The following is an 18400-nucleotide window of genomic DNA, read 5'->3' as shown; positions in this document are numbered from 1 at the left end:
CGCACCCCGGATGGAATGTGCGAGCCGCACTGTCTGCGCGAGCGGTTCTATGCTGTTGCCGTGACCATGACGCCGCCGGAGAGCCCCGCCCAGGGGCAGGATCCGGCCGTCACCGCGGCGAACGCGAGCGCGAGGGCGAAGGTCCTCGGCTGGGCGCGACGCAGCATCGACCTGATCCCGACGTCCTGGCTCATCACCGGCGCCGGAGCCGTGCTGCTCGCGACCACCGCCGTCTTCGGCGGACTCGAGGCCGCGGCCGTCGATCCCACGCCGGTCGTCGAGGTCGGCGAGACCTTCGCGGGCTCCGACCTGGAGATGACGGTGCTCGGGGTCGAGCTGCGCGACGAGCTGAGCGCGGAGAGCGGTCGAACCCTGGTCTTCCCGGACGAGGAGAAGGGCGGGCGAGTCCTGGTCGTCACGGTCGACGTCGTCAACACGTTCGACAAGCCGCGACCGTCGACGGCGAACCCCCCGCAATCCCCGGTGCTCGACGGCATCCGCATCGAGGGTCTCGATGAGAAGGGCGACGTCTTCCGTGCCGACGATGGCGAGCGCGCGCCCCGGTTGCAGCCTGACGTCCCCGCCCGCATGCTGCTCACCTGGACCGTCGGGCCGGACGACTTCCACGACGGCGACGAGATCACTCTCACCCTCCCCGAGTCGGACCACTACGTCGGGCAGAGCGTGATGCGCGGCGACTACTGGGTGGACGTCCGCGTCGGAGCGACCCTGACGGCGACCATCGACGAGGTGCCGCTCCCGTGAAGAAGCACATCCTGATCTGGGTCGCCACCGTGGCGTTGCTCGTCTGCGCCTGGGGTGTCTCGAAGGCGACGCTTCCCGACGACGCCCCGAATGCCGCGTTCGCCTCGGTCGCGCAGATCGGCGAACAGGCCTCCACGCGCAACCTGGTCGCCACCGTGACCGACGTGCACCTCGCTGACCGGGTCACGGATGCGGAGGGCTGGTCGGCCGACGGCACCTGGCTCGTCGTCGATCTCGAGGCCGCCACCGGCGTGACGCAGGATCAGAGCTCGTCCCGGCTTGCGGAGCTCACGATCGGCGACCGTACGTTCAGCGCGACGGATCGCGGCACCAGCTTCGTCGATCAGCGGCTGGTCACCGGCGTCCCCCGCTCCGGGAGCCTCGCGTTCGAGCTCCCCGACGACGTGACCGGCGACCGCGCGACGCTCCGCCTGGGTATGCCGGGGTCCGGCCTCGGAGAGGTGGTGCGCGACACCGTGATCGAGCTGTCGATCGACCTCGCCGCGCTGCCCGTCGAGGCCGAGGTGCTCCTGGACGAGAACGGCTGGGCCCGATGATCATCCCCCTCCCTCCGGTACCGCCCGCGCCTCGGGAAGACGCGGAGGCCGCCGCCGCCCCGGCGAAGCCGCCCTCCTGGTGGCGCCGGAACACTCTGGCTCTGGTCGCACTCGTCGTGCTGCTGCCGGCGACCGCCATCGCGGTCGGGTGGCAGGAGTGGTACCAGTTCTTCGGATTCGGGGCCCGTGCGGTCACACCGGTGGTGGTCGTCGAGGACGAGACGACCGATCTCGCCGGCGCGACCTGGGGGCCGGTGCGCGGTGGGGAGATCGAAGATCTCGCGGGTCTCGACGTCCCTCCGAACACACGCCTGATCGCCGTCGGGGTGCCTGTGGATCCTGATGCCGAGGGGATCGGGTGCGAGACGCCGACCCTCGTGGAGCAGTCCACGGGGCGGGAGTGGGGTCCCGTCCGCGCGGAGATCGGGCTGGACTGGAGCGCGGACGAACCGGAGACCTGCCTCAGCGAGCAGGCCGGCGCCTACGAGCTGATCGTGCCGTTCGTGGTGCCGGAAGATGTCGAGGGCCCTTTCTGGGTCGACGTGCGCCCCTACGACGCCGGCGGGTCCTTCGTGAGGTTCGAGTTCGAGCCCTGACCCTCGACGCTGTCCCTGGCGGGGGCGGTGACCATCGCGGCGGCGACGGCATCCACCGATGACGGCAGGAGTCCGGCGGCATCGGCGACGGCACGCATCTCTCCCTCCGCCTCCGAGACGCCCACCGTGTCGGTGCGGTCCTGCTGCCGCTTGCGCAGCCGCGCGAGGGTGGCGTCGTACGCCCCGCTGATGACCGCGATGCGCACCGGCTCCATGAGCAGCAGCGGCACGAGCGAGACGAGCGGCGCGGCGATCGCCCAGAACACGTACTCCTGCGGGCCGACCAGGCGGGTGATCCCGAAGCCGAGGTATGACTCGAGCGCCTTCACGATGACGTAGAGCAGCGCGTAGGAGCCGACGAGGAGTGGTCCTGCGCGCCACATGAGCAGCAGTGCTCGCCCGATCGGGCGGAAGCGGGCACCGAGCTCTTCGCCGAGATCCTTGAGCCGGCGCACGAGCGGGTTCGGGATGACGGCCGCGTGTTCGCGCACGCGGGCGATCAGCTCGCTCTCCACACGCAGCTTCTCGGCGACGATCGCCTGGCCGAACACCACACCGGCGATGGTCAGCCACGCGAGCGGAGCGAGCAGCACCGGCCCCGCCTCGGAGAGCAGCCAGCCGATCCCCTCCCAGAGCCAGCGCAGCGGGGCGACGGCATCCAGGATCTGCTCTCTGACCGTCTCGAGGAAGGCCATGGCCGCGCGGCTGTCGACCCACGCCTTGATCGTGTCGAAGATGTCGCCGAGCACCATGACCGAGAAGAAGACCCAGACGACCTCGAAGTAGACCGCGACCGGCGACAGCCACTTCGCGAGCTTCGCCGACCACTTCGACCACGCCCAACGGCCGGCGAAGGCGAGCACGATGATCGAGATGGTCCACACGTTGATCGGCAGGTTCAGCACGGTGTCGACCGAGCTCACCGGACCTTCGCCGTTGGCAGCCGCCGTCCAGATGACGCCGTTGCGCACCTCGAGAGCGCGCAGCGAGTATGCCCGCACGTCTTCGCCCAGCAGCCCCTGCGCCCAGTAGACCGCGAAGAAGGGGAGGATGCCGGCCAGCAGCGCCGAGAGGAAGGTGCGGCGGCGGTCCGCCGCCGCCTCGGGCAGCGGCGCGACCTCCTGCAGGTTGCGCAGCCCGTCGCGCAGGACCAGGAACATCGCGACCAGGCTGATCAACCGCGCGAGGATCCCGATCGGAAGGACGAGGAACCCGAGGGTGGCGGAGTACGCGCCGATGAACCCGGCGACCTCGGTGATCACGTAGTGCACCAGCACGCCGGCCAGATACCAGGCCATGAGCGCGGGCCAGTGTCGCCACAGCACGCGCCCGGTGGTCTTCAGGATCGCCAGCACACGGTCAATATATCGTTGCCGCCGACGGGAGCTGCGGACGGGGTCAGCCCCAGACGCTCGGCGCCTTCACCCGCACGGGCGGGAGGGCGGATGCCGCGGCCCAGTCGTGCACCCACGCGTCGATCTCCGGCACGCCCTCGGGCTTGCCGACCGCGGCGAACAGCTCCTCGTTGCTGACCGTGCCGCCGGTGCGACGCAGCATCCGCGCCCGCACGATCGCCCGGGCGTAGACCTCGCCGTCGACCACGGCGCGGTGCTCGAGGAACAGCGCCTTCTCGTCGTGGCCGATGAACCGCGACTGCACCTCGAACCGCTGCCACAGCTGCAGCGACTTGCGGAACGTGATCGTCTCGCTCGAGACGACCGCGTACCACCCCTGAGCCTTCATGGCATCGAACAGTCCGGTGCGGATGAGCTGGTCCCAGCGTCCGAGGTCGAACAGCGACAGGTAGCGACCGTTGTTCATGTGCCGCAGGATGTCGAGGTCGGTCGGCAGAGTGGTGATGGTGATGCTGCCCACCGCCGTCGGGTCGAGGGTCTTCCCCCGCCGCACGCGGCGTCGGGCGCCGAGGATCACCAGGAGGGTCCGCCAGATCACGTTCACGAGGATCGATCGTAGCCAGGCGTGCACGATTCGCGAACATCGTTGTACGAACCCTCCAGGCCGGCACGCCGAGCGTCATCGAACATCCACTCGATTTCTCCTTCGCGGATGCCGCGCGTAGAGTCACGATCATGAGCGCCGAAGCCCAGCCTGAAGTCATCGTCCGCCCGGTCCGTGATGTGGATGCGGAAGCCCTCGGTCGCGTGCACGCCCAGTGCTGGCATGAGACCTACGACCACCTGATCAGCAAGGCTGCGCTCGAGAAGGTCTCGCCCCGCCGCATGGCCGAGCTGTGGACGCACTGGGCCTCGCAGGGTCCCGAGTTCAAGATGAACGCCGCGCTCGTCGACGGCGAGATCGTCGGGTTCGTCGGCTCCGGCCCCGCCCGCGACAAGGATGCTCCGGCGTTCCGCGAGCTGTACTTCATCTACCTGCTCGACGCGCTGCACGGCACCGGCATCGGCCAGAAGCTGTTCGACGCCGCGGTCGAGACCGACGAGCCCCTGTACCTGTGGGTCGCCGAGGACAACCCCCGCGCGCACCGCTTCTACACGCGCAACGGGTTCACGCTCGACGGCGCGACGCACACCGAGCCGTTCCTGGGCGAGACGCTGACCGAGGTCCGCTTCGTCCGTCCCTGATCCAGTCTTCACCGGAGACGGGCCGCTTCCCTTCGGGGAGGCGGCCCGTTCTCGTGGGGCGGGCGGGCGGATCGGTCAGAGGCGCTCGATGATCGTCACGTTCGCAACGCCGCCGCCCTCGCACATGGTCTGCAGGCCGTAGCGCCCACCCGTACGCTCCAGCTCATTGAGCAGCGTCGAGAGGATGCGTGTGCCGGTGGCGCCGATCGGGTGTCCGAGCGCGATCCCGCCGCCGTTGACGTTGACCTTCTCGTGCGGCACCCCGGTCTCCTGCATCCAGGCGAGCACGACCGAGGCGAAGGCCTCGTTCACCTCGAACAGGTCGATGTCCTCCGGGCGCAGGCCCGAGCGCTCCAGAGCGTGCCGCGTCGCGGGGATGGGCGCGGCGAGCATGAGCACGGGGTCGTCGCCGCGCACGGAGAGATGATGGATGCGGGCGCGCGGGGTGAGCCCGTGCTCCTTCACCGCACGTGCGCTCGCGATCAGCACAGCACTGGACGCGTCGCTGATCTGCGAGGCGACCGCCGCCGTGATCCTGCCGTTCGGAGCGAGCGGCTGCAGCCCGGCCATCCGCTCGAGCGACGTGTCGCGGCGCACACCCTCGTCGTGATCCAGACCGTTCAGCGGCGCGATCTCGTTCGTGAAGCGTCCCTCGTCCTGTGCGTGTGCCGCACGCCGGTGGCTCTCCAGGGCGAACTGCTCCATCGCCTCGCGGGTGATGTCCCACTTCTCGGCGATCAGCTCGGCACCGCGGAACTGCGAGATCTCCTGGTCGCCGTAGCGCGCACGCCAACCGGGTGATTCCGCGTACGGGGTCGTGAAGCCGTACGCCTCCCCCACCGTCGCCGCCGCCGTGAGCGGGATCTGCGACATGTTCTGCAGCCCGCCTGCGATGACCAGATCGCTCGTGCCGCTCATCACGGCCTGCGCGGCGAAGTGCACGGCCTGCTGGCTCGACCCGCACTGTCGGTCGATCGTGACTCCGGGCACGTGCTCGGGAAAGCCGGCCACGAGCAGCGCGGTGCGGGCCACGTTTCCCGCCTGCCCGCCGATCGCGTCGATCGCCCCGAAGACGACGTCGTCGACGGCGCCGGGATCGATGCCCGTGCGCTCGACGAGTGCGGTGAGACTGTGCGCGCCGAGGTCGGCCGGATGGATGCCGGAAAGCGAGCCGCCGCGTCTGCCGACGGGCGAGCGCACCGCGTCGACGATGTATGCCTCTGCCATGTTCTTCCTTTCGTGGAGTGCGCCGCCGCCGTCTCGATGCGTGAGCCGATCATCGCACGGACAAGTCATCGACTAGCCTTAAGTCCTGGGATCTATGGCCAAAAGTCGTAGATGGAGGATGGGGAGTTTCATGGGGCAGTCGAGCACGTCGACCGAAGTCACCCGGCGGGCGCTGATACGCGCCGCCGCATGGTCCGTACCGGTGGTCGCGGTGGCGGTGGCCACTCCGCTCGCCGCCGCATCGCGCCGGGCGGAGTTCGCCGTCGAGATGGCACCGGCGAGCGTCGACGGCGCGACGTTCACCTGGCCGGGGGCGCTGATCGCGAACAACGGGACGACCCCGCTGACGCTGACCTGGTCGATCGAGGTGACGCCGACGCTCGACTCGCTCAGCGGCCCGCTCACCGGCACCATCACCATCCCGCCGCAGAGCTCCGCGACCGTGGCGGCCGGCGTGACCGGATACTACGTGGCGGCCGCCTGGGAGACGAAGCTGCTCCTGACCCTGATCCATGACGGCGGCTCGCAGACTGACGAGATCAGCTTCCGGGCCCGGGAGATGTAGTCGGGCCAGCCGGGAGCAGCAGGCGGAAGCGCTCGCAGATCACCGGCATGTCCGGCGCGTAGCCGCGCGGATTCTCGGAGTGCTGACGCCAGTACCGCTCATGCACCTCACGCCACTGTGCGAGGGTGCGATCGTCTTCTCCTTCGGCGTATGCGTGCGCCTCGTCGACCTCGTCGAAGGGCACGATGTCGATCGCGGTGGTCTCGATCACCGCCCGCGGCGCGCCCGATCCGTCGAGGATGATGCTCAGTTCGCCGACGACCGGCAGCGGGTCTCCGCTCTCGTCGTAGTCCCACAGCGACGAGGCGGTGCCCACTTTGATCTCGGCGAGCACCAGCGCCAGAAGCTCATCGGCGTGCTCCGGAGTGGCGCCGAAACCCCAGGCCTCCGGCGGCGTCTCCGGCAACTCCGGCATCGCTCTTCGCGCGTCGCGCCAGTAGTCCTTGATACGTGTGGTCTGGTCCACCATGTCAGCGCCCCGAGACCTTGCCGAAGACCTTCGCGATCGGCGCGAGCACCAGCGGGCGGGCGGCCACCCAGGCGAGCGCGATCACCACGAGCGAGAGGATGAACACCCAGAACCCGGTCCAGGTGACCGCATCCTGCGACGCGAACATGTGGTTCAGGTTGCGCAGGAATCCGGTGAGCATCACGAGCGCGACGTGGGCGATGATGAACGCCACGAAGTACAGCATGATCGGGAAGTGCAGCGCACGCGCCCACTCCACCGGGTACGCCTTGGAGAGTTTCTCGGCCTTCTTCGGCCGCAGCCCCGACATGCGGAACCCGGTGATCGCCGCCAGCGGCGCCGCGATGAACACGGTCACGAAGTACGCGAGCTGCTGCAGGCTGTTGTAGTTGTTCCAGCCGTTCTCGTGCGGCCAGTCGAACGAGACGTACTGCAGGGCCGCCGACAGTGCGTTCGGGAAGACCTCCCAGCTCGTCGGCACGATCCGCACCCAGTGCCCGGTGACGAACAGCAGCACGACGAAGATCACGCCGTTGACGAGCCACAGGATGTCGAGCGCCTGGTGGAACCAGAGATTCAGGCTGATCTTGCCCTTCGCGTTTCCGCGCGGCGTCCAGAACACCGTCGGCCGCTTCTCGGTGCGCACCTGCAGCCCCGAGCGGATGATCAGCACGATCAGGAACATGTTGAAGAAGTGCGCCCAGTTGACCCACGGCGCGAAGCCCGGCTCGACCGCGATCGCCGGCTCGTACTCGCCGGGGAACGCCGCGAGGAAGTCCTGCATGAACGGGAAGCTCAGGAGCGCCCGCACGAAGGCGATGGCGGCGCCCGCCAGCACCCCGAGTGCCGCGGCGCCGAACAGGACCGCGATCGCCTGCGGCCAGGTCGGACGCGGGCGACCCGACGACGGAGTCTCGGCGACGTGGCGCGGAGCGCGACCTCTCCAGACGGTCCGAGTCCACGGCAGCGGGGTGTCGAGGTCGGCGAGGACCGGGACGACCAGGGCGGAACCGGCGGCCGGGGCGGCGGGCTCCGAGGCGGCGACGGCCTCGACGACCGTGGCCGCCTCCGCACCTTCGTCCGCGACGGACGCGACGGCAGCCGCCGCGACGCCGGACAGGGCCGGCACGGTGTCTGCGGGCGGCCACGGATCTCCGCCGACGACACGCGGCAGACCGCGACGGACGTGGCTGGCGGAAACCGCCTCCATGCCTGCAACCGGAGTCCCCTGTGGGCCGGGCGCAGCAGCAGGTTCGGCGCCGGCAGCAGAAGTCGCGGTGGTCGCAGCCGCTGCGCTCGCGGTGGTCGTCGCCGCGGCGCTGGTCGCGGCCGGCGCGGGGACGACGGGCGCCACCTGCGGGGCAGCCGTGCCCGTTGCGGTCGCGGGAGCCCCATCGACTGGAGGCCACGGTTCGCCACCCGGCACGCGCGGCAGCCCGCGACGGATACGCGATCCACCGCTCACCGCGGCGTCGACAACCGGAGACGCAGCTGCGACCGGGGCACCTGCCCCTTCCGCCTCGGCGACAGCATCCGTCGTCGCCGCCACGGGGACCGGCTCGGCACCGACGTCGGCGACCGGTGCGACCGGTGCGACCGACGATTCCGCCACCGCATCCGACACCACCGCATCCGACACCACGGCATCGGCCGGGGGCCACGGCTCCCCGCCCGGCACACGCGGCAGACCGCGTCGCAGCATCCGCGTCGCCATGACTACTTCTTCCGCGCCTCGAGGGCGGCGATCACCTTCGGGACCACCGCGAACACGTCCCCGACGATGCCGAAGTCGGCGACGTCGAAGATCGGTGCCTCCGGGTCCTTGTTGATCGCGACGATGTTCTTGGAGGTCTGCATGCCCGCGCGGTGCTGGATCGCACCCGAGATGCCGAGAGCGACATACAGCTGCGGAGACACCGAGACGCCGGTCTGACCGACCTGGTGCGACTGCGGGATGTATCCCGCGTCGACGGCGGCTCTGGACGCACCGACGGCAGCGCCGAGCGCATCGGCGAGCTCTTCGACGAGCACGAACTTCTCCTTCGACGCGAGGCCGCGTCCACCGGAGACGACTCGCGTGGCTCCGCGCAGCTCGGGGCGGGAGGAGGCGACCTCGACAGCCTCGACCGGACCGGCCGTCGCGGCGACCGCGCCGGACGGGGTGACGTCGAGCACCTCGACCGAGTGCGACGGCACGGCCTCGGCGCGCGCATCCACCGCGCCCTGACGCACCGTGATCACCGGAGTGCCGAAGGTCGCGGCCGAGTCGACGAGGTATGCCCCGCCGTAGACGGAATGGTGGGCGACGACGCCCTCGTCGTCACGGGAGACGCCCACGGCATCCACCGAGAGGGCGCTCTTCGTGCGCGCCGCGAAGCGCCCGGCGACATCGCGGCCGGAGATCGAGTTCGAGATCAGCACGGCGTCGGGGCGCACCTGTGCGGCCGCGGCCTGCAGGGCATCCACGATCGGCACGGCGAGCACGGACGGGTCGCCGTCGGCGGTGAGCACGACCGATGCTCCTGCCGCAGCGGCCTGATCAACCGCGGCCGGGCTGCCACCGACGATGAGCGCCACGGGCGAGCCGATCGTCGAGGCCGCGCCGATGAGTGCCGCCGTGCTGCTCGCGACATAGCCGGACGGGTCGACGTCGATGAGGACGAGGATCGGGTTCTCGGACGAGGTCATCTCACACCAGCCTGTTCTGCACGAGGTACTCGACGAGCTTGTCGGCCGCGTCGCCTTCATCGGTGATCTTCACGCCGGCGGCCCGCGGGGGCTTCTCCGACACGGCGGTCATGATCGTCCGCGGAGCGGCGGACGGATCTGCCGAGACGTCGAGGTCGGCGAGTGAGAGCACCTCGAGGGGCTTCTTCTTCGCCGCCATGATGCCCTTGAAGTTGGGGAAGCGCGCATCGGGGAGCGCCTCGGTGATCGAGATCACCGCGGGCAGCGGGGCCGAGACCGGCTGCCCGCCGGCGTCGGCGGCGCGGGTGCCGGAGACCTCGGAGTCGGTGATCTCCACGGAGCTGAGCGCGGTGGCCTGGGCGAATCCGAGGTGCTCGGCGAGCATCGCCGGGATGACGCCGCCGGAGCCGTCTGTCGACAGGTTGCCGGTGATGACGAGATCCGGCGCACCGCGGCGGATGGCCGCGGCCAGCACTTCGGCGGTGAGGCCGAGATCGGCGCCGGCGAGCTGTTCGTCGGCGATGTGCACGGCCGATGCGGCGCCGATCGCGAGCGCCCGGCGCACCGAGGCGGTCGAGCCGGCGGGAGCCATCGACAAGGCGACGACCTCCGTGCCCTCGTTCTTGTCGGCGTAGCTGAGCGCGACCTCGAGCGCCCGCTCGGTGATCTCGTCGAGGACGACATCGCCGGCCGCACGATCGGCGAGTCCGGTCTCGAGATTCAGCTTGCGATCGCCATAGGTGTCCGGCACCTCTTTGACCAGGACGAAGATCTTCATCGAATGCTCCTCACGACAGCCCGAGTCTATCCGCATCGGGCTCTATGTAGCCAAAAACGGAGGTAATCACGGTTCGGAGCCGCAGTTTCCGCCGACAATGTATACATACTCCACACTGCGGCGGCCGTGCGCGCCGCGGTCCCCCCGTCCTCCCCCGCCGGTACCGTAGAGACGTGACCCGACCCCGCCCTCTTCCCGTGGACCCGCTCGCCGAAGCCAAGCGGCAGTGGCTCGCTCACGGATGGACGGATGCCGCCGACGGCATGGCCGTCGTCACCTCGGTCATGCGGGCCCAGCAGCTGCTGCTCGCCCGGGTCGATGCGGCGCTCAAGCCGTTCGCCCTCAGCTTCGCCCGGTTCGAGGTGCTGCGCCTGCTGGCGTTCAGCCGCGCCGGCCGCCTCCCCCTCTCGAGCGTGGTCGCCCGCCTCCAGGTGCACCCGACCACGGTGACCAGTACGGCCGAACGCCTGGTCCGCGACGGGCTCATCGCCAGGGAGCCGCATCCGCACGACGGGCGTGCGGCGCTCCTCGCCCTCACGGACGCCGGTCGAGAGCTGGTCGAACGCGCCACCCGGGCGCTGAACTCCGAGGTCTTCGCCGACCCCGGAATGAGCCGCGACGACGCTGCCGAGCTCGTCGCGATCGTCGCGCGGCTGCGCAAAGACGCCGGAGACTTCGCCGATCCGCGTCCGCAGCCCGACGCCCTCTGACATGGCACGGTTCACGCTCGAGACGGTCATCCCGGCCGCTCCTGCCGAAGTGTTCGCCGCTTCGCTCGACCCGGAACTCCACGTGAAGAGCATGGCCCGGTACGGCGAGACGATGATCGAGGCCCCGTCGGGCGGGGCCTTCACCGAGGGATCGACGGCCACGTGGCGGGCGCGTCACTTCGGCATCCCCTTCCGCTTGCGGTCGATCGTGTTCGACGTCGATCCCCCGTGCGGTTTCTCAGACCGCCAGACCGCCGGCCCGTTCCGCGACTTCCTGCACCACCACCGCTTCGAGGAGCATCCGGCCGGCACGCTGATGCACGACACCGTGACTTTCCATTCGCCGCTGGGCCCGCTCGGCCGCCTGGTCGACGCGATGTTCCTGCGCACGTACATGCGTCGGCTGATCCTGGAGCGCAACGCGATCCTGGCCGCCGAGTTCGAGGGCCCCGGGCGTACGCTTTCGGCATGAGCGAACTGCGCTTGCACACCGTCCTCACCGGCCGTGGCCCGGCTGCGGCGATCCTGCTCAGCGATGAGCAGGTCGCGTCGCTCAGCGCCGGCAAGGCGTTCCCGGTCGCCGTGACGATCGGCGGACGCACGGCGCGTCTTCGTGTGGCCCGGATGGGCAGCGAGAACATGATCGGCTTCAGCAAGGCCGTGCGCGCCGACCTCGGACTCGAGATCGGCCAAGAGATCGATGCCGTGATCCGCGTGGATTCCGCCGAGCGCACCGTCGACGTGCCTGCCGAACTCGCCACCGCCCTCGACGCCGACCCCGCGGTGCGCGCCGCCTTCGACGCGCTGTCGTACTCCGTCCGCAAGGAGCACGCCCGCTCGGTCTCCGACGCGAAGCAGGACGCGACCCGCGAGCGCCGCATCGCGAAGATCGTCGACGCGCTCCGCGGCTAGCGGTTCCGGAAGTCGGGCGACCGCTTCTCCCGGAAGGCCGACATGCCCTCCTTCTGGTCTGCGGTGTCGAACAGCGCGGCGAAAGCCTGCTTCTCGTGGGCGAGACCTTCGGCCAGAGTCGTCTCCATCGCGGCGTCGAGTGCGGCCTTCGCGGCGTACACCGACGGGAGCGACTTCGAGGCGATCGTGTCGGACAGCTTCGTCGCCTCGGCGAGGAGATCGGATGCCGGCACGACCCGGGACACGAGCCCGGCGCGTTCCGCCTCCTCCGCTCCCATGAAGCGCCCGGACAGCACGAGTTCCGCCGCCTTGTAATAGCCGACCGCGCGGATCAGGCGCTGCGTGCCGCCCATTCCGGGGATGACGCCGAGGTTGATCTCGGGCTGACCGAACTTCGCGTTGTCGGCGGCCAGGATGATGTCGCACATCATCGCCAACTCGCACCCGCCGCCGAGGGCGAAACCGGAGACGGCCGCGATCACCGGAGTGCGCAAGGCGGCGAACTCGTGCCAGACGCCGAAGTGGTCGGTCTCGAGCATGTCCGCGGCGGACATGCCCTCCATCTCCTTGATGTCAGCACCGGCGGCGAAGGCCTTCTCGGATCCGGTCACGACGATGGCTCCCACGCCCTCGTCGGCATCGAAGGCGACGGCCGCGGCGGTGACCTCCTCGGCAAGCCGGCTGTTCAACGCGTTCAGCGCCTCGGGACGGTTCAGGGTGATCCACCCGACCCGTCCGCGCTGCTCGACCAGGATCGTCTCGTACTCGGTCATATCGCCTGCCTTCGTGTCGGGTCGTGTCGTGTCGTGTCGTGTCGTGTCGCTGTCCAGTATCGTCCTTCGCCTCTCGAGCCGCCCCGCACCCGCACCCGCCGCACTGAGAGGTCAGGACACGCCGCATACCGCACGGGGGGCGCGGCGTTTTGTGACCCCTCACGGCCGCGCTGGCACGGGGCTCACACGACGCCGTCGCGGATGTCGGTGATGATGCCGGAGAAGTCACGGGACGCACCGTCGCCGGCGGCGAAGGCGGCGTACAGTTCCTGCGCGAGCCGGCCCATGCGGGCATCCGTCGAGGTCTGCTCGATGGCCTGCAGCGCGAGGCCGAGGTCCTTCGCCATCAGCGCCCCCGCGAAGCCGGGCTGATAGTCGCGGTTGGCCGGGCTCGTGGGCACGGGACCGGGCACGGGACAGTTCGTGGTGATCGACCAGCACTGTCCGGATGCCTGCGAGACGACGTCGAACAGCGCCTGGTGCTCGAGCCCGAGCCGCTCCCCCAGCACGAAGGCCTCGGCGACGGCGATCTGCGAGACCGCGAGCACCATGTTGTTGCAGACCTTCGCCGCCTGGCCGAGCCCGGGGCCACCGCAGTGCACGATGCGCGCGCCCATGACCTCCAGCAGCGGGAGCGCCGCGGCGAAGTCGTCGTCGGATCCACCCACCATGAACGCGAGGGTGCCGTTCTCGGCCCCCACGACTCCGCCCGAGACCGGGGCGTCGACGTTGCGGTGTCCCGCGGCGAGCGCCAGTGCGTGGGCCGCGCGGGCCTCGTCGACCGCGATGGTGGACGACTCGATGAAGAGGGTGTCCGGTCGCGCGGCCGCGAGCAGCTCCGTGCGATACGCCTCGATCACGTGCTTCCCCGCGGGGAACATCGTGATGACGACATCCGCATGCGCCACGGCATCCGCCCCACTCGCTGCCACGGGGATGCCGGCAGCCTGCGCGGCCTCGATGGCCGCGGGCACGAGATCGAAGCCGTGCACCTCGTGGCCGGCGGCGACGAGGTTCTTCGCCATCGGCAGGCCCATGTGTCCGAGGCCGAGAAAAGCGACGACCGCTTTCGAGGACGACACGGTCATGATGCGCTCCGCATCGAGCTCGAACCCGCGGGTCGCAGCATCTCGCGTCCGACGATCAGTCGCATGATCTCGTTCGTCCCCTCCAGGATCTGGTGCACCCGCAGGTCGCGGACGACCCGCTCGATCCCGTAGTCCTGCAGATACCCGTAGCCGCCGTGCAGCTGCAGCGCCCGGTTGGCGACGTCGAAGCCGGCGTCGGTGGCGAAGCGCTTGGCCATCGCGCAGCGCATGGTCGCGTCGGGCGCCTGCTCGTCGACGGCCTGGGCACCGTCGCGCACCATCAGCCGGGCCGCGTGCAGTTCGGTGCGCATGTCGGCGATCGCGAACAGGATCGCCTGCTTCTCGGCGAGCGGCTCGCCGAACGCGACCCGCTCGTGCACGTACCGCACCGCCTTGTCGAGTGCCCACTCCGCGCCGCCGAGCGAGCAGGCGGCGATGTTGAGGCGTCCGCCGTTGAGCGCCGACATCGCGATCGCGAACCCCCGCCCCTCGTCGCCGAGCATCGCGGATGCCGGGACACGGACGCCGTCGAAGATCACCTGGCGGGTCGGCTGCGCATGCCAGCCCATCTTCTTCTCGAGCGGGCCGAAGCTCAGCCCCTCGGCGTCGCCGGGAACCAGGAATGCGCTGATGCCGCGGGCGCCGGGCTCCCCCGTGCGGGCCATCACGACGTACACGGCGGCCTCGCCGGCACCGGAGATGAACTGCTTCATCCCGGTGAGCACGTAGTCGTCGCCCTCGCGGACCGCACTGGTCGCGACGTTGGCGGCATCGGAACCGACGCCCGGCTCGGTGAGGCAGTAGCCGCCGAACTCCTGCATCGCGGTGAGCGGCGGCAGCCAGGTCTCGCGCTGCGTGTCGTCGCCGTAGGTGTCGATCATCCACACGACCATGTTGTGGATCGAGATGTAGGCGGCGACCGCCGGGTCGCCCTTGGCGAGTTCCTCGAAGATCGCGACGGTGTCGCTGCGACTGAGGCCGGCACCGCCGAAGTCCTCGCGCACATAGATGCCGCCGAGCCCCAGCTCTCCGCCGCGATTCAGCGACTCGCGCGGGAAGAGGTGCTTCTCGTCGCGCTCGGCGGCGAAGGGGGCGAGCTCGGCCTCGGCGAACTCGCGGACGGCGCTGAGGATCGCCTCGCGCTCCTCGGCGGTGGTAGTGACGGTGGTCATGGTCATCGCTTGTCCTTGTGGGATCTCGTGCCGGAACGTGGGGGTCAGTGCATGGTGGGGATGACGAAGCTGGCTCCGTCGCGGATGCCCGCCGCGGGCCAACGACTCGTCACCGTCTTGGTCTTCGTGTAGAAGCGGAAGGCGTCGGTGCCGTGCTGGTTGAGGTCGCCGAAGCCACTGCGCTTCCAGCCGCCGAACGTGTAGTAGGCGATCGGGACGGGGATCGGGACGTTCACGCCGACCATCCCGACCTCGACGCGTGCCGCGAAGTCGCGGGCGGCATCGCCGTCACGGGTGAAGATCGCGACGCCGTTGCCGTACTCGTGCTCGGACGCCATCCGCAGCGCCTCTTCGTAGTCGGCGGCACGGGCGATCACCAGCACCGGTCCGAAGATCTCCTCGCGGTAGATCGCCATGTCGGTGGTGACGTGGTCGAACAGGGTCGGTCCGAGGTAGAAGCCCTCCTCGTGCCCTTCGACGACGAACCCGCGGCCGTCGGCGAGCAGCGTCGCTCCCTCGTCGATGCCCTGCTGGATGTAGCCCTCGACCCGCTCGACGGCCGCCCGCGTGACCAGAGGTCCGTAGTCGACATCGGTCGCGAGCGAGGGTCCGATACGCAGTTGCGCCACGCGCTCGGTGAGCTTGGCGGCGAGCGCGTCAGCCGTCTCCTGCCCGACCGGGACCGCGACCGAGATCGCCATGCACCGCTCGCCCGCTGAGCCGTAGCCGGAACCGATCAGCGCGTCGACGGCCTGGTCGAGGTCGGCATCCGGCATCACGATCATGTGGTTCTTCGCGCCGCCGAAGCACTGAGCCCGCTTGCCGTGCGCCGTCGCGGTCGCATAGATGTACTCGGCGATGGGCGTGGAGCCGACGAACCCGACGGCGCGGATGCGGTCGTCGGTGAGCAGTGTGTCGACGGCCTCCTTGTCGCCGTGCACGACGTTGAGCACTCCTGCCGGCAGCCCGGCCTCGAGGAACAGCTCGGCGATGCGCACCGGCACGGAGGGGTCGCGCTCACTGGGCTTGAGCACGACCGCGTTGCCCGCGGCGAGCGCGGGGCCGGCCTTCCACAGCGGGATCATCGCGGGGAAGTTGAAGGGCGTGATCGCGGCGACCACCCCGAGCGGCTGCCGCATCGAGTAGACGTCGATGCCGGTACCTGCACCCGTCGAGTACTCGCCCTTCAGCAGATGCGGGGCTCCGGCAGAGAACTCGATGACCTCGAGTCCGCGCTGGATGTCGCCCTTCGCGTCGTCGACGGTCTTGCCGTGCTCGCTCGCCAGCAGTTCGGCCAGCGAGGTCATCTCGCGCTGCACCAGCTCGAGGAAGCGCAGCAGCACGCGGGCCCTCTTCTGGGGGTTGGTCGCGGCCCAGGCGACCTGCGCCTCTTCGGCGTTCGCGATCACGCGGCGCACCTCATCGGCCGAGGCGAGCGGCACGCGGGCCTGCACGGCCCCGGTGCTCGGATCGAACACATCGGCGAAGCGACCGGAGTCGGGGGTGAGATGCGATCCGCCCACGAAGTGCGGGATAGTACGAGTCATTGTGTGACGTCCCTTCGTGCCGTCGTTGGCACATTGGGGAGTTTACTCGGAGGGCCGGATATTTACTAGGACACCCTTGTATTTTCCGCCGATCCGAGAATGCCCCGGATCGTGGTTGTTCGCGCCCCGTTCACCGCCGCGTCATCTCGCCCGGGTACAACTGCAAGTGCGCGGACAGAGACTCAGACCGGATCGGGTGTCACGTCTACCGCGCACACGGTGAGCACTCTCGCTCCCGTCGCGGCGCCCACGCCGCGAGACCCCCGCCGAATCGGGTCGGCGGGGGTCCTCTCCGTCCGGGCCGGAAGCGGCCTGCAGCCCTCCGCATCCGAATTAGAATCGACGATGCGCTGCCACCCCTGGCGCATCCGCTTCGGCGTCCCGACCCCGGCCGCCCGTTCCCCCGAGGACCGCACCATGTCCGAACCCCTCACCGTGTCCATCCGCCGTGAAGTCGACCCCGAGCGCATCGTCGAGGCGACCGCCTGGGTGCAGACGGGCGTGAACCTCGCGACGAAGTATCCGGGCTTCCTCGGATCGGGCTGGGTGCGTGCCGGCGAGGATTCGCAGGTGTGGCACATGCTGTACCGCTTCGCGAGCGAGGACTCGCTCACCGCGTGGGAGCAGTCGGCCGAGCGGGCCTGGTGGCTCTCGATGGGCGAGGGCTTCGTGCGCAGCGAGCGCTCCAAGCGGCGCACCGGGATCGAAGGCTGGTTCGACGAGCCGACCACCGGGACCATCACGCTCCCCACAGCCGACGGCACCACCGAGACGGTCACCGTCGCCCCCGCTCCGCCGCGATGGAAGCAGGCGACCTCGATCTGGCTCGGGTTCTTCCCGGTGAACCTCGCGTTCACCTACGCGATGAGCCCCGTTCCCGGATGGAACGAGCTGCCGATCTGGCTGCGCGTGCTCGTCACCACTCTCGTACTCACGCCGATCATGGCGTACTGGGTGCTCCCGTTCGTCACCCGATCGCTGCGGAGCTGGCTCACCCGCTGAAGCCCTCCCTGGCGCCCGGCAATCAGGCGACGGCGGCTCGAAGCGCCCGATCGATCTCGGCGGCGGCATCGGTGAGGGGACCGGGTCGGCGCACCACATAGAGCGTGTTGATCGGCGGATCGTCGGTCTCTCGCAGCACGACCAGCCGCCCGTCGGCGAGCTCCTCGCTGATCAGGTAGGTCGGCAGCACGGTCGCCCCCGCGCCAGCGACGGCTGCCGCGGCGAGCGCCCGCAGGTCGGGAACGATCAGCGCCGGTTCTCGGTCGAGCCGCACGCCGAACACGTGCCGCCAGTACCGCCGCAGGATCGGTACATCGTGCGCGTAGGCGAGAAGCGGGACGGACTCGAGGTCGCTCGGCGCGATCGCGGCCCGGGGCGCGAGCCCGAGGGACGGCGCGGCGACGAGGACGAACTCCTCATCGACGAGAGCGGCAGCCGGAAGTGCGCGCCCCTTCGGGCGGACGGCGGAGACCATGAGGTCGAGGCTGCCGGTGCGCAGGTGCTCGAGCAGCTCGTCCGCCAGCCCCGTCGTCACCGCGATCCGCCGACCGTCGGCGACCATCGATGCCAGCGCCCGCATCCCCACGCGTTCGATGAACTCCGCCGCCCCGCCGATGCGCACCGGCGGCGCCTCTGCGGGTGGCGGGTTCCCGAGCGCCAGCGCGAGCGCGTCGAGGGGGCCCGAGAGGCGCGCGGCCAGGTCATCCGCTCGCGGCGTGGAACGGATGCCCCTGGCGTGCCGGACGAACAGCGGTGCACCCACGCTGCGCTCCAGCGCCTGCAACTGAGTCGTGACGGATGACTGCGCGAGCCCCAGCGTCCGGGCTGCCGCAGAAACCGACCCGGACCGGTGTGCGGCGAGGAACGTCCGCCAGAGCGCGAGATCGCGCAAGCCATCGTCATTCCGATCGGTCATATCGAGAATGTATCGGAATCGGTGACGATGAGGGG

Annotated in this window: 21 protein-coding genes; 9 read left to right on the top strand and 12 right to left on the bottom strand. The window is 70.0% G+C overall.

Annotation, left to right across the window (positions count from 1 at the left end; genetic code table 11):
* Positions 1-60: 60 nt before the first annotated feature.
* The 3 genes from ACIOTO_RS09835 to ACIOTO_RS09825 are packed head-to-tail and all read left to right on the top strand — an operon-like array spanning position 61 to position 1918.
* On the top strand, positions 61-765 hold the full coding sequence (locus ACIOTO_RS09835) for a hypothetical protein (protein ID WP_400857647.1): 705 nt from the start codon (positions 61-63) through the stop codon (positions 763-765).
* Positions 762-1322, top strand: a complete 561-nt coding sequence (locus tag ACIOTO_RS09830) for a hypothetical protein (RefSeq protein ID WP_400857646.1) — start codon at positions 762-764, stop codon at positions 1320-1322. Before ACIOTO_RS09835 ends, ACIOTO_RS09830 begins: the two co-directional genes overlap by 4 nt.
* The gene (locus ACIOTO_RS09825) at positions 1319-1918 is read left to right on the top strand and encodes a hypothetical protein (protein ID WP_400857644.1); all 600 of its coding nucleotides are present in this window, start codon (positions 1319-1321) and stop codon (positions 1916-1918) included. The genes ACIOTO_RS09830 and ACIOTO_RS09825 overlap by 4 nt, the downstream gene beginning before the upstream one ends.
* Here the strand turns inward: ACIOTO_RS09825 and ACIOTO_RS09820 are convergent.
* Positions 1873-3273 carry a hypothetical protein gene (locus ACIOTO_RS09820; protein WP_400857642.1) on the bottom strand — a complete coding sequence of 467 codons (1401 nt, stop codon included), beginning with the start codon at positions 3271-3273 and terminating at the stop codon, positions 1873-1875. The genes ACIOTO_RS09825 and ACIOTO_RS09820 overlap by 46 nt on opposite strands.
* 43 nt (positions 3274-3316) lie before the next feature.
* Positions 3317-3877, bottom strand: coding sequence for an acyl-CoA thioesterase (locus ACIOTO_RS09815; RefSeq protein WP_105711304.1), 561 nt, complete (start codon positions 3875-3877; stop codon positions 3317-3319).
* Between the two features lie 131 nt (positions 3878-4008).
* On the opposite strand from ACIOTO_RS09815, the gene ACIOTO_RS09810 reads away from it, so the two are divergent.
* Complete coding sequence (locus ACIOTO_RS09810; protein ID WP_029262118.1) at positions 4009-4518, top strand: GNAT family N-acetyltransferase; 510 nt, start codon at positions 4009-4011, stop codon at positions 4516-4518.
* A 75-nt stretch (positions 4519-4593) separates the two neighbouring features.
* Here ACIOTO_RS09810 and ACIOTO_RS09805 read toward each other — a convergent pair whose 3' ends face one another.
* On the bottom strand, positions 4594-5745 hold the full coding sequence (locus ACIOTO_RS09805; RefSeq protein ID WP_400857641.1) for an acetyl-CoA C-acetyltransferase: 1152 nt from the start codon (positions 5743-5745) through the stop codon (positions 4594-4596).
* A 130-nt stretch (positions 5746-5875) separates the two neighbouring features.
* On the opposite strand from ACIOTO_RS09805, the gene ACIOTO_RS09800 reads away from it, so the two are divergent.
* Entirely contained in the window at positions 5876-6310 is a 435-nt protein-coding gene (locus ACIOTO_RS09800; protein WP_167632595.1) for a hypothetical protein, read from the top strand.
* Here ACIOTO_RS09800 and ACIOTO_RS09795 read toward each other — a convergent pair.
* Genes ACIOTO_RS09795 through ACIOTO_RS09780 form a run of 4 tightly spaced genes read right to left on the bottom strand, consistent with a single transcriptional unit; the run spans position 6285 to position 10245 of the window.
* The gene (locus ACIOTO_RS09795; protein ID WP_400857640.1) at positions 6285-6779 is read right to left on the bottom strand and encodes an ASCH domain-containing protein; all 495 of its coding nucleotides are present in this window, start codon (positions 6777-6779) and stop codon (positions 6285-6287) included. The genes ACIOTO_RS09800 and ACIOTO_RS09795 overlap by 26 nt on opposite strands.
* Position 6780: 1 nt before the next feature.
* Positions 6781-8493 carry a cytochrome b/b6 domain-containing protein gene (locus ACIOTO_RS09790; RefSeq protein WP_400857639.1) on the bottom strand — a complete coding sequence of 571 codons (1713 nt, stop codon included), beginning with the start codon at positions 8491-8493 and terminating at the stop codon, positions 6781-6783.
* 2 nt (positions 8494-8495) lie between these two features.
* Complete coding sequence (locus tag ACIOTO_RS09785) at positions 8496-9467, bottom strand: electron transfer flavoprotein subunit alpha/FixB family protein (protein ID WP_400857638.1); 972 nt, start codon at positions 9465-9467, stop codon at positions 8496-8498.
* Position 9468: 1 nt separating this feature from the next.
* Entirely contained in the window at positions 9469-10245 is a 777-nt protein-coding gene (locus tag ACIOTO_RS09780) for an electron transfer flavoprotein subunit beta/FixA family protein (protein ID WP_105711268.1), read from the bottom strand.
* A 173-nt stretch (positions 10246-10418) separates the two neighbouring features.
* Here ACIOTO_RS09780 and ACIOTO_RS09775 point away from each other — a divergent pair, with 173 nt between their 5' ends.
* Genes ACIOTO_RS09775 through ACIOTO_RS09765 form a run of 3 tightly spaced genes read left to right on the top strand, consistent with a single transcriptional unit; the run spans position 10419 to position 11867 of the window.
* A complete protein-coding gene (locus ACIOTO_RS09775) occupies positions 10419-10955 on the top strand; it encodes a MarR family winged helix-turn-helix transcriptional regulator (protein ID WP_262001645.1) in 537 nt (178 codons plus the stop codon).
* Position 10956: 1 nt separating this feature from the next.
* The gene (locus ACIOTO_RS09770) at positions 10957-11427 is read left to right on the top strand and encodes an SRPBCC family protein (RefSeq protein ID WP_400857637.1); all 471 of its coding nucleotides are present in this window, start codon (positions 10957-10959) and stop codon (positions 11425-11427) included.
* Complete coding sequence (locus ACIOTO_RS09765; protein WP_400857636.1) at positions 11424-11867, top strand: YdeI/OmpD-associated family protein; 444 nt, start codon at positions 11424-11426, stop codon at positions 11865-11867. Before ACIOTO_RS09770 ends, ACIOTO_RS09765 begins: the two co-directional genes overlap by 4 nt.
* On the opposite strand, the gene ACIOTO_RS09760 is transcribed toward ACIOTO_RS09765, so the two are convergent.
* The 4 genes from ACIOTO_RS09760 to ACIOTO_RS09745 all read right to left on the bottom strand — a co-directional run bounded on the left by ACIOTO_RS09760 (position 11864) and on the right by ACIOTO_RS09745 (position 16447).
* A complete protein-coding gene (locus ACIOTO_RS09760; RefSeq protein WP_400857635.1) occupies positions 11864-12640 on the bottom strand; it encodes an enoyl-CoA hydratase-related protein in 777 nt (258 codons plus the stop codon). The two genes, ACIOTO_RS09765 and ACIOTO_RS09760, sit on opposite strands and share 4 nt — an antisense overlap.
* Before the next feature lie 182 nt (positions 12641-12822).
* A complete protein-coding gene (mmsB, locus tag ACIOTO_RS09755) occupies positions 12823-13728 on the bottom strand; it encodes a 3-hydroxyisobutyrate dehydrogenase (RefSeq protein ID WP_029263923.1) in 906 nt (301 codons plus the stop codon).
* The gene (locus tag ACIOTO_RS09750) at positions 13725-14906 is read right to left on the bottom strand and encodes an acyl-CoA dehydrogenase family protein (RefSeq protein ID WP_400857634.1); all 1182 of its coding nucleotides are present in this window, start codon (positions 14904-14906) and stop codon (positions 13725-13727) included. The genes mmsB and ACIOTO_RS09750 overlap by 4 nt, the downstream gene beginning before the upstream one ends.
* Before the next feature lie 38 nt (positions 14907-14944).
* Positions 14945-16447 carry a CoA-acylating methylmalonate-semialdehyde dehydrogenase gene (locus ACIOTO_RS09745; RefSeq protein ID WP_400857633.1) on the bottom strand — a complete coding sequence of 501 codons (1503 nt, stop codon included), beginning with the start codon at positions 16445-16447 and terminating at the stop codon, positions 14945-14947.
* Positions 16448-16864: 417 nt separating this feature from the next.
* On the opposite strand from ACIOTO_RS09745, the gene ACIOTO_RS09740 reads away from it, so the two are divergent.
* Entirely contained in the window at positions 16865-17449 is a 585-nt protein-coding gene (locus tag ACIOTO_RS09740) for an antibiotic biosynthesis monooxygenase (protein ID WP_400857632.1), read from the top strand.
* Positions 17450-17471: 22 nt separating this feature from the next.
* Here the strand turns inward: ACIOTO_RS09740 and ACIOTO_RS09735 are convergent, their stop codons facing one another.
* Positions 17472-18365, bottom strand: a complete 894-nt coding sequence (locus ACIOTO_RS09735; RefSeq protein ID WP_400857631.1) for a LysR family transcriptional regulator — start codon at positions 18363-18365, stop codon at positions 17472-17474.
* Between the last annotated feature and the right edge of the window lie 35 nt (positions 18366-18400).

Origin of the sequence: Microbacterium sp. NPDC087592 (genome assembly GCF_044743585.1) — a bacterium.
In the GTDB taxonomy this organism is placed as follows: Bacteria; Actinomycetota; Actinomycetes; order Actinomycetales; family Microbacteriaceae; genus Microbacterium.
The sequence above is the reverse complement of the archived record's forward strand: the minus strand, read 5'-3'. Positions and strand labels throughout refer to the sequence as shown.